The organism is Candidatus Coatesbacteria bacterium (assembly GCA_014728225.1).
GTDB lineage: Bacteria > RBG-13-66-14 > RBG-13-66-14 > RBG-13-66-14 > RBG-13-66-14 > WJLX01.
In genome coordinates this window covers 1-19,303 of the sequence record WJLX01000164.1, presented here as the reverse complement: position 1 = coordinate 19,303, position 19,303 = coordinate 1, and the positions used below count along the sequence as shown (strand labels likewise).

At 65.9% G+C, this 19,303-nt stretch carries 15 protein-coding genes and 1 tRNA gene; 11 read left to right on the top strand and 5 right to left on the bottom strand.

Features of this window, described 5'->3' with window-relative positions; translation table 11 throughout:
* Positions 1 to 179: 179 nt before the first annotated feature.
* From rnr to GF399_11815, 9 genes are all read left to right on the top strand, one after another.
* Positions 180 to 2,444, top strand: a complete 2,265-nt coding sequence (gene rnr, locus GF399_11855) for a ribonuclease R (protein ID MBD3401005.1) — start codon at positions 180 to 182, stop codon at positions 2,442 to 2,444.
* Positions 2,445 to 3,072: 628 nt separating this feature from the next.
* Complete coding sequence (locus tag GF399_11850; GenBank protein MBD3401004.1) at positions 3,073 to 4,149, top strand: PilT/PilU family type 4a pilus ATPase; 1,077 nt, start codon at positions 3,073 to 3,075, stop codon at positions 4,147 to 4,149.
* Between the two features lie 2 nt (positions 4,150 to 4,151).
* Positions 4,152 to 5,051 carry a signal recognition particle-docking protein FtsY gene (gene ftsY, locus GF399_11845; GenBank protein ID MBD3401003.1) on the top strand — a complete coding sequence of 300 codons (900 nt, stop codon included), beginning with the start codon at positions 4,152 to 4,154 and terminating at the stop codon, positions 5,049 to 5,051.
* Positions 4,981 to 5,814: a GNAT family N-acetyltransferase gene (locus tag GF399_11840; GenBank protein MBD3401002.1), complete on the top strand. Its 834-nt coding sequence runs from the start codon at positions 4,981 to 4,983 to the stop codon at positions 5,812 to 5,814. The genes ftsY and GF399_11840 overlap by 71 nt, the downstream gene beginning before the upstream one ends.
* Positions 5,796 to 6,797, top strand: a complete 1,002-nt coding sequence (gene pdxA, locus GF399_11835) for a 4-hydroxythreonine-4-phosphate dehydrogenase PdxA (GenBank protein ID MBD3401001.1) — start codon at positions 5,796 to 5,798, stop codon at positions 6,795 to 6,797. Before GF399_11840 ends, pdxA begins: the two co-directional genes overlap by 19 nt.
* Before the next feature lie 15 nt (positions 6,798 to 6,812).
* Positions 6,813 to 7,250 (top strand): hypothetical protein, encoded by a 438-nt coding sequence (locus tag GF399_11830; protein MBD3401000.1) that lies wholly within the window; start codon positions 6,813 to 6,815, stop codon positions 7,248 to 7,250.
* Positions 7,226 to 7,519, top strand: coding sequence for a DUF4145 domain-containing protein (locus tag GF399_11825; GenBank protein ID MBD3400999.1), 294 nt, complete (start codon positions 7,226 to 7,228; stop codon positions 7,517 to 7,519). The genes GF399_11830 and GF399_11825 overlap by 25 nt, the downstream gene beginning before the upstream one ends.
* Positions 7,520 to 8,830 (top strand): tRNA (N6-isopentenyl adenosine(37)-C2)-methylthiotransferase MiaB, encoded by a 1,311-nt coding sequence (gene miaB, locus GF399_11820; GenBank protein ID MBD3400998.1) that lies wholly within the window; start codon positions 7,520 to 7,522, stop codon positions 8,828 to 8,830. It abuts the gene before it with no gap.
* Positions 8,827 to 9,939: a hypothetical protein gene (locus tag GF399_11815; GenBank protein ID MBD3400997.1), complete on the top strand. Its 1,113-nt coding sequence runs from the start codon at positions 8,827 to 8,829 to the stop codon at positions 9,937 to 9,939. Before miaB ends, GF399_11815 begins: the two co-directional genes overlap by 4 nt.
* Positions 9,940 to 10,219: 280 nt before the next feature.
* Here the strand turns inward: GF399_11815 and GF399_11810 are convergent, their stop codons facing one another.
* The 3 genes from GF399_11810 to GF399_11800 are packed head-to-tail and all read right to left on the bottom strand — an operon-like array spanning position 10,220 to position 14,472.
* Positions 10,220 to 11,902 carry a hypothetical protein gene (locus GF399_11810; protein ID MBD3400996.1) on the bottom strand — a complete coding sequence of 561 codons (1,683 nt, stop codon included), beginning with the start codon at positions 11,900 to 11,902 and terminating at the stop codon, positions 10,220 to 10,222.
* Positions 11,833 to 13,458, bottom strand: coding sequence for a hypothetical protein (locus GF399_11805; GenBank protein ID MBD3400995.1), 1,626 nt, complete (start codon positions 13,456 to 13,458; stop codon positions 11,833 to 11,835). Before GF399_11805 ends, GF399_11810 begins: the two co-directional genes overlap by 70 nt.
* Before the next feature lie 3 nt (positions 13,459 to 13,461).
* Positions 13,462 to 14,472: an NAD-dependent epimerase/dehydratase family protein gene (locus GF399_11800; GenBank protein MBD3400994.1), complete on the bottom strand. Its 1,011-nt coding sequence runs from the start codon at positions 14,470 to 14,472 to the stop codon at positions 13,462 to 13,464.
* Between the two features lie 334 nt (positions 14,473 to 14,806).
* Between GF399_11800 and GF399_11795 the strand changes: the two genes are divergently transcribed.
* Both GF399_11795 and GF399_11790 read left to right on the top strand, forming a co-directional pair.
* The gene (locus GF399_11795; GenBank protein ID MBD3400993.1) at positions 14,807 to 15,616 is read left to right on the top strand and encodes a hypothetical protein; all 810 of its coding nucleotides are present in this window, start codon (positions 14,807 to 14,809) and stop codon (positions 15,614 to 15,616) included.
* 205 nt (positions 15,617 to 15,821) lie between these two features.
* Positions 15,822 to 17,258 carry a DUF1565 domain-containing protein gene (locus GF399_11790; protein MBD3400992.1) on the top strand — a complete coding sequence of 479 codons (1,437 nt, stop codon included), beginning with the start codon at positions 15,822 to 15,824 and terminating at the stop codon, positions 17,256 to 17,258.
* Positions 17,259 to 17,545: 287 nt separating this feature from the next.
* Here GF399_11790 and GF399_11785 read toward each other — a convergent pair whose 3' ends face one another.
* Both GF399_11785 and GF399_11780 read right to left on the bottom strand, forming a co-directional pair.
* Complete coding sequence (locus GF399_11785) at positions 17,546 to 18,604, bottom strand: hypothetical protein (protein MBD3400991.1); 1,059 nt, start codon at positions 18,602 to 18,604, stop codon at positions 17,546 to 17,548.
* Positions 18,605 to 18,646: 42 nt separating this feature from the next.
* Positions 18,647 to 18,725: transfer RNA gene (locus GF399_11780), tRNA-Ile, on the bottom strand.
* Positions 18,726 to 19,303 lie beyond the last annotated feature (578 nt).

Sequence of the window (19,303 nt, the reverse complement as noted above, 5' to 3'; positions counted from 1 at the left end):
CTTGACCCCACCTCTCCCGCGTGATACCGTCGACCCGCCTGACGCTCCCTGCCACCCCAACCGCCGGTACAGGCCTCTGACGCCATAACGAGCCTGGGTCCCCGACCGGGGCAGTTTTTAGCCCCGCGCCCGTGCAAGATCGACGGACGGGGACGCCGCCGGCCCTCCCCCCCTCCCCCATGCCCACCGACAAGCTCGATATCCTCAAGACTCGCATCCTCAAGTACATCGAAGAGCGCAAGAAGCCGCTGCCCGTCGAGGCGGTCGCCGACGGCCTGGGCGCCAACCCCGAGGACGTCCAGGACGCCCTGGACGAGCTGGAGCTCGAGGGGCGCCTGTTCGGCAACAAGGCGGACCGCTACGGCCTGCCGCGGATGATGAACCTGATCGTCGGTCGGCTGAAGGGCAACGAGCGCGGCTTCGCCTTCATCATCCCCGAGGACCCGCAGCAGACGGACGCCTACGTGGGGCGCGGCCACTTCGGCACGGCGATCCACGGCGACCGCGTCGTGGGCCGGGTGACGGGCAACCCGCGGGGCGAGGGCCTGGAGGCCCAGGTCATCCGGGTGCTGGCGCGGGCCCGGGAGACGATCGTCGGTTCGTTCAAGCAGCGCGGCAACGTGGGCTTCGTCGATCCGCTGGACCGGCGGATCCACGTCGACGTCGTCGTGCCCTACAAGGACTGGAACGGGGCCCAGCACGGCGAGATCGTGGTGGCCCAGGTGCTGGACTGGGAGGCCCCGCGCGAGGTGCCCGTCGGGGCGATCATCGAGGTGCTGGGAGACCCGGGCGATCCGGGGGTGGACATCCTGGCCATCGTCCGCCGGCACGAGCTGCCCGACGAGTTCCCCGAGGACGTCCTCGAGGCGGCGGAGGGGATCAACCCGCAGATCGGTGACGACGAATGGAGCTGGCGACGCGACCTGTCCGAGGACTACATCGTCACCATCGACCCCATCGACGCCAAGGATTTCGACGACGCCGTCAGCTTGGAGCGGACCAAGGACGGCGGCTGGCGGCTGGGTGTGCACATCGCCGACGTCAGCCATTACGTCAAGCCCGGCGGGGTGTTGGACGACGAGGCCTTTCTGCGCGGCAACAGCGTCTACCTGGTCGACCGGGTGCTGCCGATGTTGCCGGAGCGCCTGAGCAACTTCATCTGTTCACTGCGGCCTAAGGAACACAAACGCAGCTTCAGCGTCTTCCTCGAGCTGGATCCCGAGGGGCGGACGCAGAGCGTCGAGGCCCTGCCCACGGCGATCAACAGCCGCCATCGCCTGTGGTACGAGTTGGCCCAGGACCTGATCGAGGGCAAGCGCAGCCCCCACGTGCAGGAGTTCGCCCACGGCACCCCGGCGGTGGAGGTCGAGGAGCTGACCCGGCGGCTGCGGCTGATGAACGACCTGGCGCGCATCCTGCGCAAGCGGCGCCTCAAGCGCGGGGCCATCGACCTCGACCAGCCCGAGGCCCAGATCACCCTGGACCCCGACACCGGCGAGCCCCTCGAGATCAAACCCAAGAAGCGCCTCCACGCCCATCAGCTCATCGAGGAGTTCATGCTGGCCGCCAACGAGGCCGTGGCCAAGCTGCTCACCGACGCCGAGGGCCCGACCATCTACCGGGTCCACGACAAGCCCGACGACAAGAAGCTCGACCGCCTGGCCGCCTCGCTGCGCACCCTGGGAGTCAACTTCAAGGGCGATCTGTCCAGCCCCCGGGGCATGATGCACCTGATCAAGATGGTCGAAGGAAAACCCCTCGAGCGGCTGTGCAAGTACATGCTGCTGCGCAGCCTGCCCCGGGCCGTCTACTCGCCGCGCAACATCGGCCACTTCGGCCTGGCCTCGGGCTGCTACACCCATTTCACCAGCCCCATCCGCCGCTACGCCGACCTCGTCGTCCACCGCCAGCTCAGCGCCCTGCACCACGGCGGGAGAAATCCCTACGACAAGACAGCCCTGGGCGAGATCGCCCTCCAGACCTCCCAGACCGAGGAGCTGGCCGAGGAGGCCGAGCGCGAGAGCATCACCTACAAGAAGCTGCAGTATCTGACCAAGCACCTGGGCGAGGTCTTCGCCGGCACGGTCACCGGCGTGCTGCCCAAGGGCTTCTTCGTCGAACTCGACGGCCTGCTCGTCGAGGGCCGCGTGCCGGTCAACCAGCTCGAAGACGACTACTACCGCTTCGAGGAGGATCCCGACCGCCTGGTCGGCAACAGCACCGGCAACACCTACCGCATCGGCGACCGGGTCAAGGTGCAGGTGGTCAAGGTCGACATGGCGCTGCTGCGCCTGGACCTGGTCATCGACGGCACCCTGACCCGCTCCGGCAAGCCCAAGCGGCGCTACAAGAAGAAGCGCGGCTCCGAACCCCACTGGATGAAGTACGCCAAGGGCGGCCGCCGCCGCAAGCCCCGGCCCAAGAAGCCCAAGGGCAAGAAGTAGACCGGGGTTTTTCCTCTACGCAGATAATCGACAGCCCTGAAGGGCGGGGACTCTGTTCCCGCCGGTCATCCGTAAACGCCGCTCCACACCCGTTTGTATTCCATGGCGGCCCGCAACGGGGACCACCCCACCGAGGTAGTTACTAACGGGGGTATGCGGGTGGGATTCCAATCCCGCCCCCACAGGGGCGCGTCGTAGACCGTCGAGAAACCCGCAGGGGCGGCTGTCACCAGCCGCCCGTTTTACATAGCGTCAGACGGGATAGAACCGCCGAGAACGCAGGGCCGGCACGGTTATTGCGACGACGGACCGACGAAGGTCCGTCGTCAATGCAAAAACCGTGACGGCCCGGGGGGAGGGATTAAAAACCCGCCCTTACCGTATGCCGGACGCTGGCCGGCATACACAGGCTGGAGAGCCCGTGCTCGATAGCCTATTACCAATCGTCCCCGCCGCGACGGCCCAGAGGGATTCATCCCACGGACCCGCCCTACGGGGGTTATTGTCAACGGCGGTTCGCGGTCGGGATTAACAACCCATGGCGTCGTACCCGCTCCGCTTGACGATTCGCCGTCGACCCTTGTATTATCAAGCGCCAATCGACACGGCAAACCCCGACGGTACCCTTATGGAACTCGTTCAGAAACTGCTGGCGGCCGCCCGGGCCCGGGAGGCCAGCGACCTGCACATCGTGGTCGGCTACCCGCCGTCGATGCGCATCGACGGTCAGCTCAAGCCGACCAATCTCGACCCCTTCAGCCGCGAAACGGTCAACAGCTTCACCGGGGTTTTCCTGTCGGCCTCGCCGGGCGCCCGGGCGCGCCTCGACGAAGAGGGCCAGGTCGACCTGGCCTACGAGCTCGAGGGTCAGGGGCGCTTCCGCATCAACGTCTACCGCACCGAAAGCGGCCTGGCCTGCGCCATCCGCGCCGTGCCCGCCGTGGTCCCCTCCCTCGAGGAGCTGGGCCTGCCCAAGAGCGTGGCGGCGCTGACCAATCTACCCAAGGGTCTGGTCCTGGTCACCGGCCCGACGGGTTCGGGGAAGTCGACGACCCTGGCGGCCTTCCTCAACAAGGTCAACCGTGAGCGCTCCTGTCACATCGTCACCATCGAAGATCCGATCGAGTTCATCCACCAGCCGATCAAGTCCCTGATCACCCAGCGCGAGCTGGGCTCGGATTTCCGCGAAACGCCGCGGGCCGTGGTCTCCTGCCTACGCCAGGATCCTGACGTGATCCTGATCGGCGAGATGCGCGATCTGGAGACGATGCGCGCCGCCCTGACCGTCGCCGAGACCGGCCACCTGGCTCTGGCCACCCTGCACACCAACTCGGCCACCCAGACCGTCACCCGGATCATCGACGCCTTCCCCGCCGACGAGGTCCGCCAGGTGCGCATCCAGCTTTCCTTCTGCCTCGAGGCCGTCATCAGCCAGGCCCTGCTGGCGCAGAAGGGCGGCCCGGGACGCGTACTGGCCACCGAGGTGCTGACCGCCACCCCGGCCGTGCGCTCCCTGATCCGCGAGGGCAAGGAGCACCAGCTTTACTCGGCCATCCAGTCCGGCGCGGCCCATGGGATGTATACCCTCAACAGCGCCCTCTTCGAGTTGACCGAGGCCGGACTGATCAGCGCCGAGACCGCCCTGGCCGCCTCCAACCGCGCCGGTGAGCTGGCCGACAAGCTGCGCGAGCGCGGGACGGTCTGACGATGGGACTCCTCGACGCCCTGCGACGGACCAGCCGCCGACTGGGTCGCGCCCTCGGTTTGATCGAAGGCTCCCTCGACGACGAGACCGCCGAGGAGCTGACCGACGAGTTGATCCTGGCCGACGTCGGTCCGACGACGGCCGAGGAGCTGGTCGGGGAGCTGGGACGGCGGCTACTCGGCGCCCGGGAGCACGACGCCCCCGCCGTCGAGCTGGCCCGCCTGATCACCCGGCGACTGCCCGGGTCCCCGCCGCCCTACGATGGCCCCGCACCCGAGATCGTCCTGTTGCTGGGCGTCAACGGCTCGGGCAAGACCACCACGGCGGCCAAGCTGGCTCAGCGCGCCAAGGCCGCCGGCCGCAAGGTGCTGCTGGCCGCCTGCGACACCTTCCGCGCCGCCGCCGGGGAACAGCTCGAGAGCTGGGCCCGCCGCGTCGGCGTCCCCCTGGTGCGCCACGGCGAGGGTGGTGACGCCGCCGCCGTACTCTACGACGCCCTCGAGGCCGCCCGGGCCCGCGGCGTCGACCTCGTCATCGCCGACACCGCCGGCCGACTGCACTCCAAGAAGCGGCTGATGGAGGAGCTGACCAAGCTGCGCCGCGTCGTCGGCAAGGCCCTCGGGCCCGACCACCCCAGCCGCGGCGCCCTGGTCATCGACGGCGCCTGCGGTCAGAACGGTCTCGAGCAGGCCCGCGCCTTCCTCGAACTCGACCTCGCCGACGAGCTGATCCTGACCAAGCTCGACGGCTCGGCCCGGGGCGGCGTCGTCGTCGCCGTCTGCGCTGAAACCCGCCTCCCCGTCCGCTGGATCGGCACCGGCGAGGCGCTGGATGATCTGGAACCCTTCGATAACCAACGTTTCGCCGCGGCCCTCGTCGCCGTGGAGCCCACGAAGCTTTAACCCGAGGAAACCCATGGAACTAGAAAAATTCCGCTCCCGTGACCCCGAAGCCATCGCCGAGCAGCTCAACACCGACCGCGTCTGGGCCGCCGAGGCCCTCGGCAACCTCAACGACCTCCACTTCCCCCTCTCGCGCTACTATCTCAACGGCCCCAACGTGGTCATGGTCTACGAGGCCGTCCAGCCGCCCTACCTGTTCTGCAGCGGCGGTATCGGCGCCCTGAGGTTGATCCTCGGCATGCTGCCCCACGGCGACTATCTCGCCGTCTTCAGCATGGAGCCCGAGGAGATCTTCCCCTCCGATACCAACGTCGTCGAGCTCAAGCGCATGCTGCGGATGAAGATCGACCTGACCGACAAGTCCTTCGACGTCGGCGTCGCCGACAAACTCAGCCAGCAGGACATCGAGCACATCAACGCCCTGATGGCCAACTTCGAGGGCGTCGAGTTCAACCCCGAGCAGCTCGCCTACCCCTTCGCCGGGATCTACCTCGACGAGCAGCTCGTCGCCATGGCCGGCACCCGCGTCGTCAACCCCGACCAGCGCGTCGCCTGCCTCGACCAGGTCGTCATCCACCCCGAATACCAGGGCCGCGGCTTCGGTGGACAGGTCCTCGGCAAGGTCCTCGACGAGCTCTCCCGTCAGGCCGACCTCGTCACCGTCGACTCCCCCGTCAAGGCCAAGAACCTCATCGACCTCTACGGCCGGATGGGCTTCACCAACCACGGACGCTTCAATCGCTCCTGGGTCACCATCCCCTAACCGATGTGAACCCCTCACGCCCAGTGGTGCTGCTGACTCCGGGCGACCCCAACGGCGTCGGTCCCGAGTGCCTGATCAAGGCCTGGGAGCGTATCGCCGCCGGGTGTCGCCCGGTGGTCTGCGGCGGCGAGGCCGCCCTGCGCGCCGCCGCCCGCCTGCTGAACTCACCCGTCGAACCCTACAGCCTCTACAATCTCGCCGACGCCGCACCCACCACCCGCCGCATCCCCGTCCTCGTCCTCAACCACACCGACCTCGAACCCGACTGGGGCACCATCTCCGCCCGGGCCGGACGGGCCTCCTTCTGCTGGGTCCGCGCCGCCGTCGAGCTCTGCCTGGCCCGCGTCGCCGACGCCCTCGTCACCGGACCCATCAACAAGGAAGCCTGGCTGGCCGCCGGCGTCCCCTACGCCGGACACACCGCCTTCCTCGCCGAATCCTGCGGCAGAGCCGGCTCCGAGGTCATGGCCTTCGCCTCGCCCCAACTCAACGTCGCCCTCGCCACCACCCACATCCCCCTCGTCGATATCCCCCGGCGACTGACCCCCCAACGCATCGTCCACACCGCCCGCCTGCTGGCCGACTGGCTGGCCCGCCGCCTCGAACATCCCCCACGCCTGGCCCTCTGCGGGCTCAACCCCCACGCCGGCGACGGCGGAGTCATCGGCCGCGAGGACGCCGAGATCGTCCTGCCCGCCGCCGTCGAGCTGCGCTCGCTCGGCATCGACATCACCGGCCCCCGAGCCGCCGACACCCTCTTCACCGCCCGCGCCCGCCGGCGCTACGACGGCGTCGTCGCCCTCTACCATGACCAGGGCCTTATTCCGGTCAAGACCCTGGACTTCACCCATGCCGTCAATGTAACCTTAGGATTGCCCTTTCCCCGGACCAGTCCCAGCCACGGGACGGCCTTCGACATCGCGGGCAAGGGCGTGGCCGACGAGACGAGCCTGCTGGAGGCGGTGGGAGTCATAATATATTGATTAAAGGGGGTAAAGGTGGAGTGTCCATATTGTGGAAAAGTGATACACCCCATTCTACAAAAAGAAATTGGTTTACCATTTGGAAGAAATATTGACTTAGACTATGATCTAGAAGATCTATGTGTCCGATACGGTGGTTGTACTGGAAACCAAGTATCGTTCTATATTTGTCCTAGCTGTAAAGAAAGAATTATCGAAAGAAAATCAGGTATATATTATATAGACAGTAGTTCTGGAGAAGGGTACTGGGATTTTGATGATAATTATAACGATATTATTTATCCACTATTTGCAGAATTATCAGTTAGCAAATATGTGCCAACTCTTTATGCGAACGAGATAAAAAGAGCAAACGCAATTATAAATATCAGCTCTGATGCCAGTGCTGTGCTATCCAGAATAATTTTACAACTTATTATAAATAGAGAATTTCAAATAAAAAAGGAAACTTAAAAAAAGATATCAAGGAGTTTCTTGAAAGGAAGGATTTGCCTGATTATCTTATTCAAGCACTTAATCATGTTCGTGAATATGGAAATACGGCAGCTCATGGCAAATCAGTGTTTTTAGATGATGTTTATAGTGTAACAATTGAACAAGCTAAGTATTTAATTCATACACTAATTGCATTATTTGAATATGCATTTATACAACCAAAACGGACACAAGATTTTGAAATAAGATTGCATGGTGAAGATAATAAAGACGATATTCCTTATTAAATGAACCTCTACCTAGAATCCCAGGGTTGCCAGATGAACGAGCGGGACGCCGAGCGTCTCGCCGCTTCGCTTACCGCCCGCGGTTGGGAGCTGGTCGACGATCCCGCCCGCGCCGACCTGATCCTGCTCTGCGCCTGCAGCGTCCGGGCCAAGGCCCAGGAACGGGCCCTGGGCCGCCTGGGTCAGCTCTCGGGCCTGCGCAGAAAAAACCCCGAGCTGCTGTTGGGATTGACGGGCTGCCTGGGCCGGCATCTGGGCAAGGGTGTGAAGAAGCGTCTGCCGGGGCTGAACCTGGTGGCGGGACCGGGGGCGGTGGAGCGGTTGCCGGAGCTGGTCGAGGGGCTGACGGCGGGGGATTTCGTCGTCGATCTGGCCCCGGCGCGGGGCTTTGCGTCCTACGAGGCCCAGCGTGACCGGCGTTTGCCCCATCCGGCCGTCGGCCCGCGGGCGGCCTTCGTCACGATCACGGAGGGCTGCGACAACTTCTGCGCCTACTGCATCGTACCCTACCTGCGGGGTCGGCTGCGCAGCCGGGCGCCGGGGGATATTCTCAGTGAAGTGCGCTCGCTGATCGCCCGGGGTTACTGCGAGCTGACCCTGCTGGGGCAGAACGTCAACGCCTACCGTCACGGGGACTGGGATTTCGTCCGCCTGCTGCGGGAGGCGGCGCGGTCGGCCAACCTGCGGCGGCTGCGCTTCATCAGCAGTCACCCGAGGGATTTTTCCTCCGGCATTTTCGAGGTTATCGCCGATCAGCCGGCGGTCTGCGAGCACATTCATCTGCCGCTGCAGTCGGGTTCGGACGCGGTGCTGGAGCGGATGGGGCGGGGCTATTCGGCCGACCGCTACCGGGAGTTGGTGGCGGCGGCGCGGGAGCGGATCCCGGGGCTGGCGCTGACCACGGACGTCATCGTCGGCTTCCCCGGCGAGACGGCGGCCGACCACCGGCGGACGATCGAGCTGCTGGAGTGGGCGGGGTTCGACAACGCCTTCACCTTCAAGTACTCGCCCCGGGCGGGGACGCGGGCGGCGGAGTTGGAGGACGACGTGCCCGCGGCCGTCAAGCAGTCCCGGCTGGAGGAGGTGATGGCGGTGATCGAGGCCTCGGCGCGCAGAAACAACGCCGCTTTGCCGGGCGTCGAGCTCGAGGTGGCCGTCGAGGGCCAGGACAAGCGCGGGCGGCCCTTCGGCCGGACCAGGACGAACAAGCTGGTCAAGCTGCCCCGCGAGGCCCGGGCGCCGCTGGGTTGCTATCTGCGGGTGCGAATCGTCGCTTCGTCGCCGCTGAGCCTGGAGGGGGAGCCGCTGTGAGAAGGCTGGCCTTGCTGTTGCTGCCGCTGGCCGCTTTGGCCCGGGAGGTCGCAGAGCTCGAGGAGTCGACGGATTGGGTTCCCCGGCTCTACGGCGACTACGCCTTCCTCTTCCACAACACGGAGTACACTGACCCGCCGGTGGCGCGCTCCGACGAACGCAGCCACCTGCGGCAGACATTCGAGCTGGGGGCGCGCTGGGAGTTCGAGGTCAGCGGATTAGAAGCCTGTGGGCTGGAGGCCGGGCTGGAGCTGGAGCACGACATCGCCGACTCCCTCGATGCTTTCAGCGCCGACTGGGATTCCTTCAAGCTGCACCCCCGGCTGCGGCTGAGGGTCGATTTCGCTTGGGGTGGGCTGGACTGCGGCCATCTGTCGCCGACGCCCCACCCGGCGACGGTCTACATCGCCCCCTACGAGCAGCCCCCCGCCGGGCTGAGCTTCGACGCCGACCTCGATTGGATCACGATGGAACTCTGGGCGGCGCGCATCAGCCGGGTCGGCGAAGACACCAAGGAAACGTTCATCGCGTCGGGCGCCTTCGAGTACGTCCTTTTCCCGGGGCTGAGCCTGCCCCTCGTCATGGCCTACCGCCACGCCGGGGGCTACGATACGGCGGACTACGCCGAGTACTCACCCCCCGACGGCGTGCGCAAGGACGAGCTGCTCAACTTCGCCTTCGGAGCCCGGCTCTCGGTCGAATCACCGTTGCTCTCCTTCGGGCTGGGCGCCGGCGCCCTGGCCAGCCGGGGGGAAAACGACGAGGGGCTGGGGCTGTACGCTCAAATGGGCGTCGGCGGAAGCTTCTGGTCCCTCGACGGTGATTTCTACCTCAGCGAGAACGGCTACCGCGGCGTCCACCCGCGGGCCGAACTCTTCCCCGAGCCGTTGGCCTACAGCGATCTCGATCCCGAGCGCGAGACCTTTTGGGCTCTGGGTGGTCTGGAGGGACGGTTGTTCACCGACCTTGGCCCGGCCCATCTCTGGGGCGGGGTACGCTTCGATTACACCATCCAGCATCCGGAGGGTTGGACGACGGATTCGCCCGACGATGAGTTGCACGAGGATTACCACACCGTCGTCGAGTTGGGCGCCGCGCTGTCCTTCTAGCCGGGGCAAGCGTCTGATGAAACGGCCGGGTCGCGCGACCCGGCCGTTATTGTTGGGGCGATCCCCCATTGGCGGTGGAGCCGGGGTGTTCCAGCGTGTGCCTGCCGCTCCGGAGCGGGGCCTTGGCGGAACCCCCGCGGGAGCGAGCCGAGGGAGGATGACCCCGGGGGCCGCCGCGATTGTAGTTGACCCTAACCCTCCCCCCGTTGGGGGGAGGGTTAGGGTGCTCCGTTAACTTGGCGTCAAACCCAAGACACGGTGGGACGGATGAGCAGTTCACTCAGCGCGGCGGGGGGGGCAGCGGCGGCGGCTCGTCGACCAGGGGCCCGATGAAATTCCACCAGGGCCGCCAGTCCTCCTCGTCGAGCAGGGCCAGGCCGGCGCGATCGTCGCGGCGGTGGAACAGGCTGATGGTCAGGGTGTCGGCGGGCTCGACGAAGTGGTAGTCGCGCCAGAAGGCGGGCCGGCGCAGCAGGTCGGCCTCGTGGATCAGCCGGGGGCGGATGCCGAGCTTGACCTCGGCGGGGTAGGGGTTGAGGACGAACCAGTCCGGCTCCCGGGCCAGGGCGTAGTCGTTGTCGTAGCGCTCGTGTCCGGGAAGGCCGACGCCGGCCAGGGAGACACCGTCGTGGGCGATGTGGTGGTCGGCGATGCCGACGAGGTCGACGATCGGTCGGTCGGTGAAGAAGGGGATCGCGCCGGAGGAGGTCAGGGCGATCAGGGCCGCGGGGGCGGCGTGGTCGTCGAGGTAGTCGGCGGTGTTGTGCAGGTGGACGGAGTAGTGACGACGGTCGGAGCGCACGATCCGGGGCTCGGCGAACAGGAAGGTGGGGACGAAGACGGCGGCCGCCAGCACAATGAGGATGAGCCGGCGACCCAGGGGGCGCTTGAGTTTGGCCAGCGCGCGCCGGTAGCCCAGGGCGGCTAGCAGGGCCAGTATCGGCAGCACCGGCAGGTGCAGGCGGAAGACCATCCAGTCGCCGCCGACGGTCACCAGGTAGAGCCAGTAGAGGACCAGGCCGACGGGCAGGGGCCACAACCGGCGCCAGCGCTCGCGCCAGTCGACCAGCAGGGCGCCGAGAACGAGGGGGGCGTTGACGGCGAGGAAGTTCCCCAGCTCGCCCAGGCCCCGGCTCAGCAGGCGGGCATCGAGGCCGGTCTTGGCGTAGAAGGTGTTGGGCAGCCACTCGCCGTAGAACAACAGCCGGAAGGTCTGGTGGCCGCCGACGATGACGACGAGGGGCAGGGCGAACCACAGCAGGCGGCGCCAGCGCCCCGCGGGGCCGAGCAGGAGGTACAGTCCGGCCAGGGCGGCGAACAGGGCGCACTCCGGCCGCAGCAGGACGGCCAGGGCGAACAGGGCGCCCAGGGCCGCCAGACGGGACGGAGTGTAGTCGGTCCGCCGGCGGGAGTAGAGCAGCAGCCAGGCCCCGGTCAGCGCCGCCGCGGCCCCGATGACGGCCATCGCCCCGGTGAGGTGCCAGAAGTTGAAGCTGCCGTTGAGGGCCGCCAGCCCGGCGGCCAGCACGCCCGCCCAGCCGCGCGCGGAATCCGCCTCGTCGTCCAGCCCCTCGCCCCAGCGCCAGAGCAGCAGCAGGGTCAGCAGGCCGCTGACGCCGGCCAGCAGCTTGAGCGCCAGCGGTCCGGCGACGCCGAGGCCCATCAGGGCGGTCGAGAGGGCCATCCAGCCAAAGCTGGTGTAGCCCTCGACGTGGCGCTCGAGGTTGTAGGTCGGCCCGTGACCCTGCAGCCAGTGTCGGGCGTAACGCAGGAACATGTAGGCGTCGTCGGCGGAGTTCCAGTGGAACTGCGCGGCGTACCACAGGGCCAGGCCGGTGGCGAGCAGGGCGAGGGCGAGGAACGCCAGGGTGCGGCGCTGATGGGGGGTTTGCGTCATCGCGGCGGGGGAGGGGGCGGGGGAAGCTCGACGGGGCCAGCAACCCGGGGCCAAACGTAGTTCCAACCCGAGCGCCAGCTCCGTGGCGGCAGGGCGGCCAGGCCGGCGTGGTCGTCGCGGCGGTGGAACAGGCAGTTGCCCTGAACCGGCGGGTTGATGAGGGTGTACTCGCGCCAGAACCCGGGGCGGCGCAGCAGGTCGGCCTCGTTTTCGAGCTGGTTGCGCTTGCCCGCTTCCAACTGGGGAGGCAACAGATTGAGCATGATCCAGGTCGGCCGCCGGGCCAGGACGTAGTCGTTGTCGAAGCGCTCGTGACCGGGGACGCCGTAACCGGCGATGCTGCGGCCCTCACGGGCGATCAGCGGATCGGTCAGCCCCAGCATGTCGATGGTGTAGAGCCCGGTCAGATAGGGCACGGTGCCCGCCGGGGTCACGGCCAGGGTGTCGCCGGGACGGGCGACCTCGGCCAGCCAACGGCCGATGTTGTGATGATAGACCTCGTTGTGGCGCCACTGGAAAACGTTCTCGACCAGCTCGCCGCGCAGGGTGGTCAGCGTCGCCTGGGCGACGAGGGCCGCACCGACGACCAGGGCCGGGCGCCAACGCCGCCGCCCCTCGAAGGCCGCCGTACGCTCCAGGCCGCCGGCGGCCAACACGGCCAGCAGCGGCAGGGTGGGCACGAACAGCCGGTGGGCCATCCAGTCGCCGCCGATCAGCGCCAGGTACAGCCAGTAGAGGACCACGCCGCCGACCAGGGGCAGGACCCGCCGGCCCTTCTCCCGCCAGGGGTAGAACAGGGCCGCCAGAATCACGGGCAGGTGGCTGAGCAGGAAGCGCCCCAGAAAGACGACGCCGCGCCACAGCAAACGGCCGTTGAGGGCGGCCTTGGCGTGGAAGGTGTTGGGCAGCCACTCGCCGTAGTAGATTAACCGGAAGGCCGTCTGCAGCATCGGCAGCAGCACCAACGCCAGGGCGAACAGCGGCCAGCGTTTGCGGTCCGGCCCCCGGCGCCAGAGACCGGCCAGGGCCGCCGCGCCGAACAGGGCGGCGTCGGGCCGCAGCAGGAAAGCGTAACCGAACAGCAGACCGGCGAACAACAGCTCGCGCCGCCGGGCCTGACCGTCGGCACCGGCCTCCCCCAGGTAGAGGTAAAAGGCCCCGCTCAGGCAGAGGGCCAGGGCCGGGCCCTCCAGTCCCGCCGTCGACCAGTAGATCAGGCTGCCGTCGACGGCCAGCAGGGCGGCGACCAGCAGGCCGCTGCGCTCCCGGCCACCCAAACGCCGCCCCAGCAGATAACCGACCAGCAGCGTCGCCGCGCCGCACAATCCCGCCAGGGCCTTGGCCGCCAGGGGAGCTGGGATCCCCAGCCAGACCAACAGGGTCAGCGGGGTCAGCCAGCCGAAATTGGTGTAACCCTCGACGGGCTCGCCGACGTTGTAGACCGGGCCGTGACCGGCGGCCCAATTCTCGGCGTAGCGCAGGGTAATGTAGGCGTCGTCGATGGAGTTCCAGAAGAAGGCCGCGGCGTAGACCACCCAAAGGGCGGCGAAAACCGCCAGACAGAGCGCCAACAGCAGAGCGGTGCGCTTGTGCGCCGCGCGCTTTTCCAGTTCCACGGTCATGGCTCAGGCCCCATCCCCGGCGGCGAGCAGCTCGGCCAGCCCCTCGTCCAGACGCCAGTCGGCCCGGGCGTTGGGCCGTCCGGCCTCCAACCACCAACCGTAGGCATCCTCGAGGGTTTGCGCCAGGCTCGGCGCCGGCCGCCATTCCAGGTTGGCCATCGCCCGACTCATATCCAGCACCAGGCTGGCCGTCCAGGTGAAGGGAAACGGCTGCGGCCGTTGTTCGCCGGACCAACCGTCCTTGGTTACCTCGCGCAGCAGACCGGTATCGTAGCCGATGATCTCCGGCTGCGCTACGCCGGCGGCGCGCAGCGCCGTTTCCGTCAAGTGCCGCAGGGTCACCGCCGGACCGGAGACGTGGTAGGCCCGGCCGCAGGTCATCACCTCGTCGATCGCCCGGACGAAAACCCTGGCCAGATCGCGCACATCGCCGAAGTTGAAGACGTTGCAGCCGCCCTGGGGCAGGTAGACCGGCCGGCCGGCCTCGGCGCGCTCGAAGAAGTAGGGCTCCCGGTAGTAGGGCTCGTGGGGTCCCAGGATGTAGGAGGGCCGGATGATCGTAGTCTCGAAGCGCTCCCGGCCGAGGGCCTCGCGCTCGCAACGCACCTTCTGGTAGCCGTAGTCGGCGCCGGGCTTGTCCGACTCCGGCGGCTCCTCGACCAGCGGCGCCTCCTCGTTGAGGGGCATCTCGCTCAGACGGTCGTAGTCGTAGACCGAACAGGTGCTGCAGAACAGGTAACGCTCCGTGACACCCTCGAGGGCGTCCAGCAGCGCCTTGACCTCCTCGGGCACGTAGCCGCAGGTATCGATGCAGGCGTCGAAGGTCCGGCCGGCGAAGATGCCGCCGAGACCGTCGTAGGCCCGCCGATCGCCCAACAGCTCCTGTACTCGGTCGCCGAAGGGTTGTTCGTGTTTGCCGCGGTGGAACACCGTCACCTCGTGACCCTGGGCGAGCAGCTCCTCCACCACCGCACGACCGACGAAGATCGTTCCGCCTACCACCAATACGCGCATCGGGCCTCCCCGGACCTGTTGATCTCCTTGACGCGCTCAAGGGTTCCATGCCCATCGGTTATTGTCAAGACCGTCGTCGCCGACACGGTACGTCGCCCGCCGAACCGGCGACCTTTGAAAAACCCCCTGTCGAACCCGCCGTGGCGCCGTTCTCCGCCGCGCCGGAACCGCAGGTCGCCGACCATCGATTGCCGACCGTCGATCCGCCGGGTTTTTCCAAGGTCGCCGGGGCGAGGCCCGCGGCGCCTGACAAAACACCGGCGGCTTGCTAGACTATCCGTCGTGGAGGGTATCAGTTCGGCATTATCATCGAGCTCTTCCGGGAGGAGAAGCCATGAGAGAGCGCATCACGGCGACGATCGCCTGTCTAGTCTTTCTCAGCGGCGCCGCCGGCGCCCTGAGCGTTTACCGCGTCGAATCGATGGAGCGGATGGAGCATCCGGAGACCGGCGAGGTCGGCGTCTTCAGCACCTACGCCCCTTACATTATCCGCGACGACGACTACGGCCTGGGGTTGCAGGTGACATTGGGTTTCCCGTTGTGGGCGGCGCCCGACGAGGGTGGCGGCTTGAGCGATTTCACCCCCGGCGGGAGCTTCGGCGTCGACGGTCGTTTTTTCTATCCCCTGGGCGCGGAGTCGGAGCAGCGCTACCTGCTGGACCCGGAGAATCCTGAGTTGACTTGGATCGACCACCGTTTCCATCCCTACCGGTGGGGTTTCTACCTGGTGGGCGATTTCGGCTGGGGCGGATCGAGTCTGGAGTATACCGACGGCGGCACGGCGGCGGTCAACCGCTTGAGTTCTCTTTACATTCTGGGGGGCTTGCGGGCGTTCTACCAGCTCGAGGCCTCCTGGTGCCCCTACGGCGAGCTGCTGGTGGGTTACACCCATGCCTCGTTCAGCGACGAGGCGGCCGCGGCGGGGGAGCGGGAGCTCGACGGCGGCGGTCCGGCCCTCAGCGTCGGCGGCGGCGTCGAGTACCTGCTGACGGACCATCTGGCCCTGGACGGCTCGCTGACCTTTTTCCGTGGTGATTTCATCAACGAGTACACCAACGTCGACGACGAGGGGATCGAGGTGAACGGGCGGATCTTCGGCGGGGCCCGGCTGACCTTCGGCGTCGGGATCAATTATTACTTCTAGGGCTATGCAGGAAAGAGGCTGAGACGACGCTGCAGCGGCGGGTGCTTGCAATTTGGCTACAAAGACAGTATATTCTAATGTGGCCGGTCTGGTGTAACATTCCGGTGGAGCAGATTGGTGGAGCAGATTGGTGGAGCAGATTGCCTGACAAGTAGGTGACGTTATCCTGTTACCGCCGTAGACATAAAAAAGGGAGGACGGCAAGATGAAACGTATGCTGATTATCTTATATTTAGTTTGTTTGGTGTTGGGGGCTGCGGCGACCGACTGGTACGTGGACCCCCAGGCTCCACCGGGTGGCGACGGTACCCCCGGTAATCCTTTCCGCTACATCGACGAAGCTCTGGCAGTCGCGGGACCCAGTGACACTATCAACTGCGCAGATGGAAATTATCCTTCACTGACGCTCAACGATACAGAATCCGTTCTCATTCAGGCAATGGGCGGTAACGCAGTTATTGACAGTTGGGTTTACATGAACGCGCCCGGAGGGGATGTCACGCTCAGCGGATTTACCATCCAATACGGCGGGGTCATTATCGAAGACACCGCTTGCGCCGCCGGGGGTTACGTCCTGGATAATTGCGAGGTTTACCAGGGCTACGGTATCGAGATAAACGAAGCCGTCAATTCCGTTCCAACCATCCAGGATTGCCAAATCACGTACGACGATACCGGCATCATCTGCAACGGCAGCGCCGCGGTGATCAACAACTGCGTGATCAGCTACAACACCAATGCGGGCCTCCATCATCACGACACCAGTTTTCCCGACACCTCCAGTGTCGCCGACTGCGACATCCATGATAACGGAACCGGCGGTGTCATCGTCGAGGGGGCCTGTGCTCCCAGCTACAGCGACAACGACATCCACGACAATACCGGTAACGGGATTCGCTTGCGTGATACGGCCGAGCTGACGATCGAAGGCGATACCCTGAGCGACAATGAAAACGGGCTCCTGCTGGAGGATGACAGCTCAGCGACCGTCGTGGAGCTGGTCGCTGACGAAAACCAGGAAAACGGTTTGTTGGTCAAGGATAACGCCGCGGTTCATTCCGTCAGCGCGTCGGCCTTCAGGAACAACGACGCTAACGGTCTATGGTTCAACAGCACGACCAGCACTGACCTTATTGTAGATAGCGTCGACTGCACCGGCAACGCGGCGAACGGTCTTCTGTTCGGCGCCCAGCCGACCGGCGGCCCCGCGGGAAACCCGGCGCTGCACAGCGGCGACGCCGCCCCGCGAGCAATCACCGTCGAACCCCGTCCGGCGGCGCAGAGCGTCCAGATCAGCGCCTGCAACCTCAGCGGCAATACCGCCACGGGCCTGCTCATCAACGCCGCCGGCGATTACACGATCGAGAACTGCGATCTGACCGGCAACGACATCGGCGCCTACGTGGGTGCGGGATGCGAGCCCGACTTCGGCGGCGGCGATCAATCCTCCAGCGGGGGCAACGATTTCGCCGATGCTGACAGCTTCGACTTCGTCAACATGTCCAGTGCGGACGTTTACGCCAAGAACTGCGACTGGAGCGCGAGCGCCGAGGGCGAGATGGACGGTGAGTATCCGGACACCGTCGATATCGAGGAGATCGAGGACTACTGGGAGGACGACGCCCGAGGGTACGTGATGTGAGACGATTTCTCTGACGAAGGGACAGACAGCCTGAGCTGGGGCGCCATGAAGGCTACATTCTAGGATCGGTTACGTCATCTGCTACCGGGAGGCTCCAGCCTCCCGGTTATGTTTTACCGCCGGCGCTGAACAAGCTGACCGGGCGCCGAGAACCGGACGCCACCCCCGAGAGGCCGCTGGATTACCAATAAGGGACCGCCGGTGCGCTCCCTCGTTGGAAGATAAAACAACGGCCCCCCTGGGGGACCGTTGTTTATTGACGGTAAAACTGAGCTCCGGCCTCCGGGCTAGAGGTTCATCTCCTTGGCCACGGCACGGTCGCGCAGCCAGGCCAGCACGGCGATGACGATGGCCAGGATCGCTCCGGCGCCGAGGATGATCGCCGTACCGCCCTCGGCGATCAGCACCACGGCCAGGTAGATGAAGGCCAGCAGGAAGGCGAAGGCCAGCACCCAGCCGATGATGCTCTTGAGCCATTCGGGCAGGCGGAACTTACCGGCGATGACGATGATCAGGGTGGCGATCACGCCGATGATGCCGACGATGTTGGGCCGGCTCTTGATGATGTACTCGCCGGAGAGATGGTAGTGCTTGATCGGCTCCTGCCAGTTGAAGGTCTTGGCGGCGGAGTCCACGGCGGTGACGGTGACCTCTTCGGCGTGGGGGCTGGGGTAGACGTTGCCCTCGGCGTCGGTGACGGTGCCGATGGTCACGGGGTAACCGACCTCGATCCCCGAGGCATCGGCGACCATGGCCATGGTGTCGCCGGGGCGCAGAACGATCTGCTCATCGCTGAAGCTCTTGATTTCGGCTACCAAGGCGCTGCCCTGGGGTTGGGCGCCCTCGACCTGGGTCACCTTGGGTTCGAGCTTGCGCTCGATCTCGAGGTTGACTGCGGTCTGGATCAGGCCGCCGCCGACGAAGATGAAGATGAACACCCCGGCCATGATCACGGCCATGAACCAGCCGCCGATAGTCGAGGCGCTCTCGTTCTTGGCCATCCAAGTGTTGAGCAGCATCACGCCGACGCCGAGTACGGTGCAGAAGGCGATGAACAGGGACGTCTGCAGGAAACTCTCGGGCATCAACAGGCCGACGAGGGCGACCAGGATCAGGATGCCGATGACGCCGAAGAGGATCGTCCGGCCGCGGGAGGGGGCGGGACGGTCCGTGCGGCTGGGCAGTTTGCCCAACATGATGAAGGTGAAAATGGCGCCGAGCATGGCCAGGGCGATCCAGCCGATACCCCAGCCCGTTAGCAGAGCCAGGGCGATCGACACCAGCGTGACACCCAGGGAGATGAAGAAGAGGGTCTTGTAGGGTGGGTTCTTCTTGACCTCGGCCACCGGCGTCCTCCCGTTTTTGCGTATGAGTGCTGGAATGTGGAGTGGTGGGCCTAACTGGAGTTGAACCAGTGACCTCACGCTTATCAGGCGTGCGCTCTAACCGCAACTGAGCTATAGGCCCGGGTACCGGTTACTTGTATGGCTCGCTATTTTAGCAAACCCCCGCCGCCTTGACAAGCCGTCTCCGGTGAGGGAGTGTGGCGTTGAAGGGGCGGGCGGAGGAGCTAGGTTATATCAGGGCGGCCCGTGGCGTCAAGCGTTTATTGGTAGTGATGAAGCGCGTTATGCCGCGGCGGGGGCGTGGGATGAATCCCCCGCCCCCCTTCGTTAATCGACAGCCCTGTAGGGCGGGGACTGGCGTCCCCGCCGCCCCGCAAATCGACAGCCCTGGAGGGCGGGGTCTCTGATCCCGCCGCCGTTCGTACGACAACACCGATCCGCACCCAACCGCCGATAACATAGGCCCTGCGGGTATCTCAGCGATGCATGGCGCATCCCCGGAGGGGCGGGTCTTTGGCCCCGTCGGAAGCATTTCGTGCGTTTACGTTTAGCGCGAGATCACGAACCGCCTCGTCTCGCTCGCGCCTTCTCCCGCCAGGCGGGCGATGTAGACCCCCTGGGGGTACTCGCCCACGTCGAGGACGAGGGCATGGCGGCCCGAGGTGGGTTCGATGGTCTGGGTATCGATTCGGCGGCCGG

Coding starts and splice junctions, on each gene's coding strand:
- rnr (MBD3401005.1), top strand. CDS start 180: ATGCCCACCGACAAGCTCGATATCCTCAAGACTCGCATCCTCAAGTAC.
- GF399_11850 (MBD3401004.1), top strand. CDS start 3,073: ATGGAACTCGTTCAGAAACTGCTGGCGGCCGCCCGGGCCCGGGAGGCC.
- ftsY (MBD3401003.1), top strand. CDS start 4,152: ATGGGACTCCTCGACGCCCTGCGACGGACCAGCCGCCGACTGGGTCGC.
- GF399_11840 (MBD3401002.1), top strand. CDS start 4,981: ATGATCTGGAACCCTTCGATAACCAACGTTTCGCCGCGGCCCTCGTCG.
- miaB (MBD3400998.1), top strand. CDS start 7,520: ATGAACCTCTACCTAGAATCCCAGGGTTGCCAGATGAACGAGCGGGAC.
- GF399_11805 (MBD3400995.1), bottom strand. CDS start 13,458: ATGACCGTGGAACTGGAAAAGCGCGCGGCGCACAAGCGCACCGCTCTG.
- GF399_11800 (MBD3400994.1), bottom strand. CDS start 14,472: ATGCGCGTATTGGTGGTAGGCGGAACGATCTTCGTCGGTCGTGCGGTG.
- GF399_11795 (MBD3400993.1), top strand. CDS start 14,807: ATGAGAGAGCGCATCACGGCGACGATCGCCTGTCTAGTCTTTCTCAGC.
- GF399_11790 (MBD3400992.1), top strand. CDS start 15,822: ATGAAACGTATGCTGATTATCTTATATTTAGTTTGTTTGGTGTTGGGG.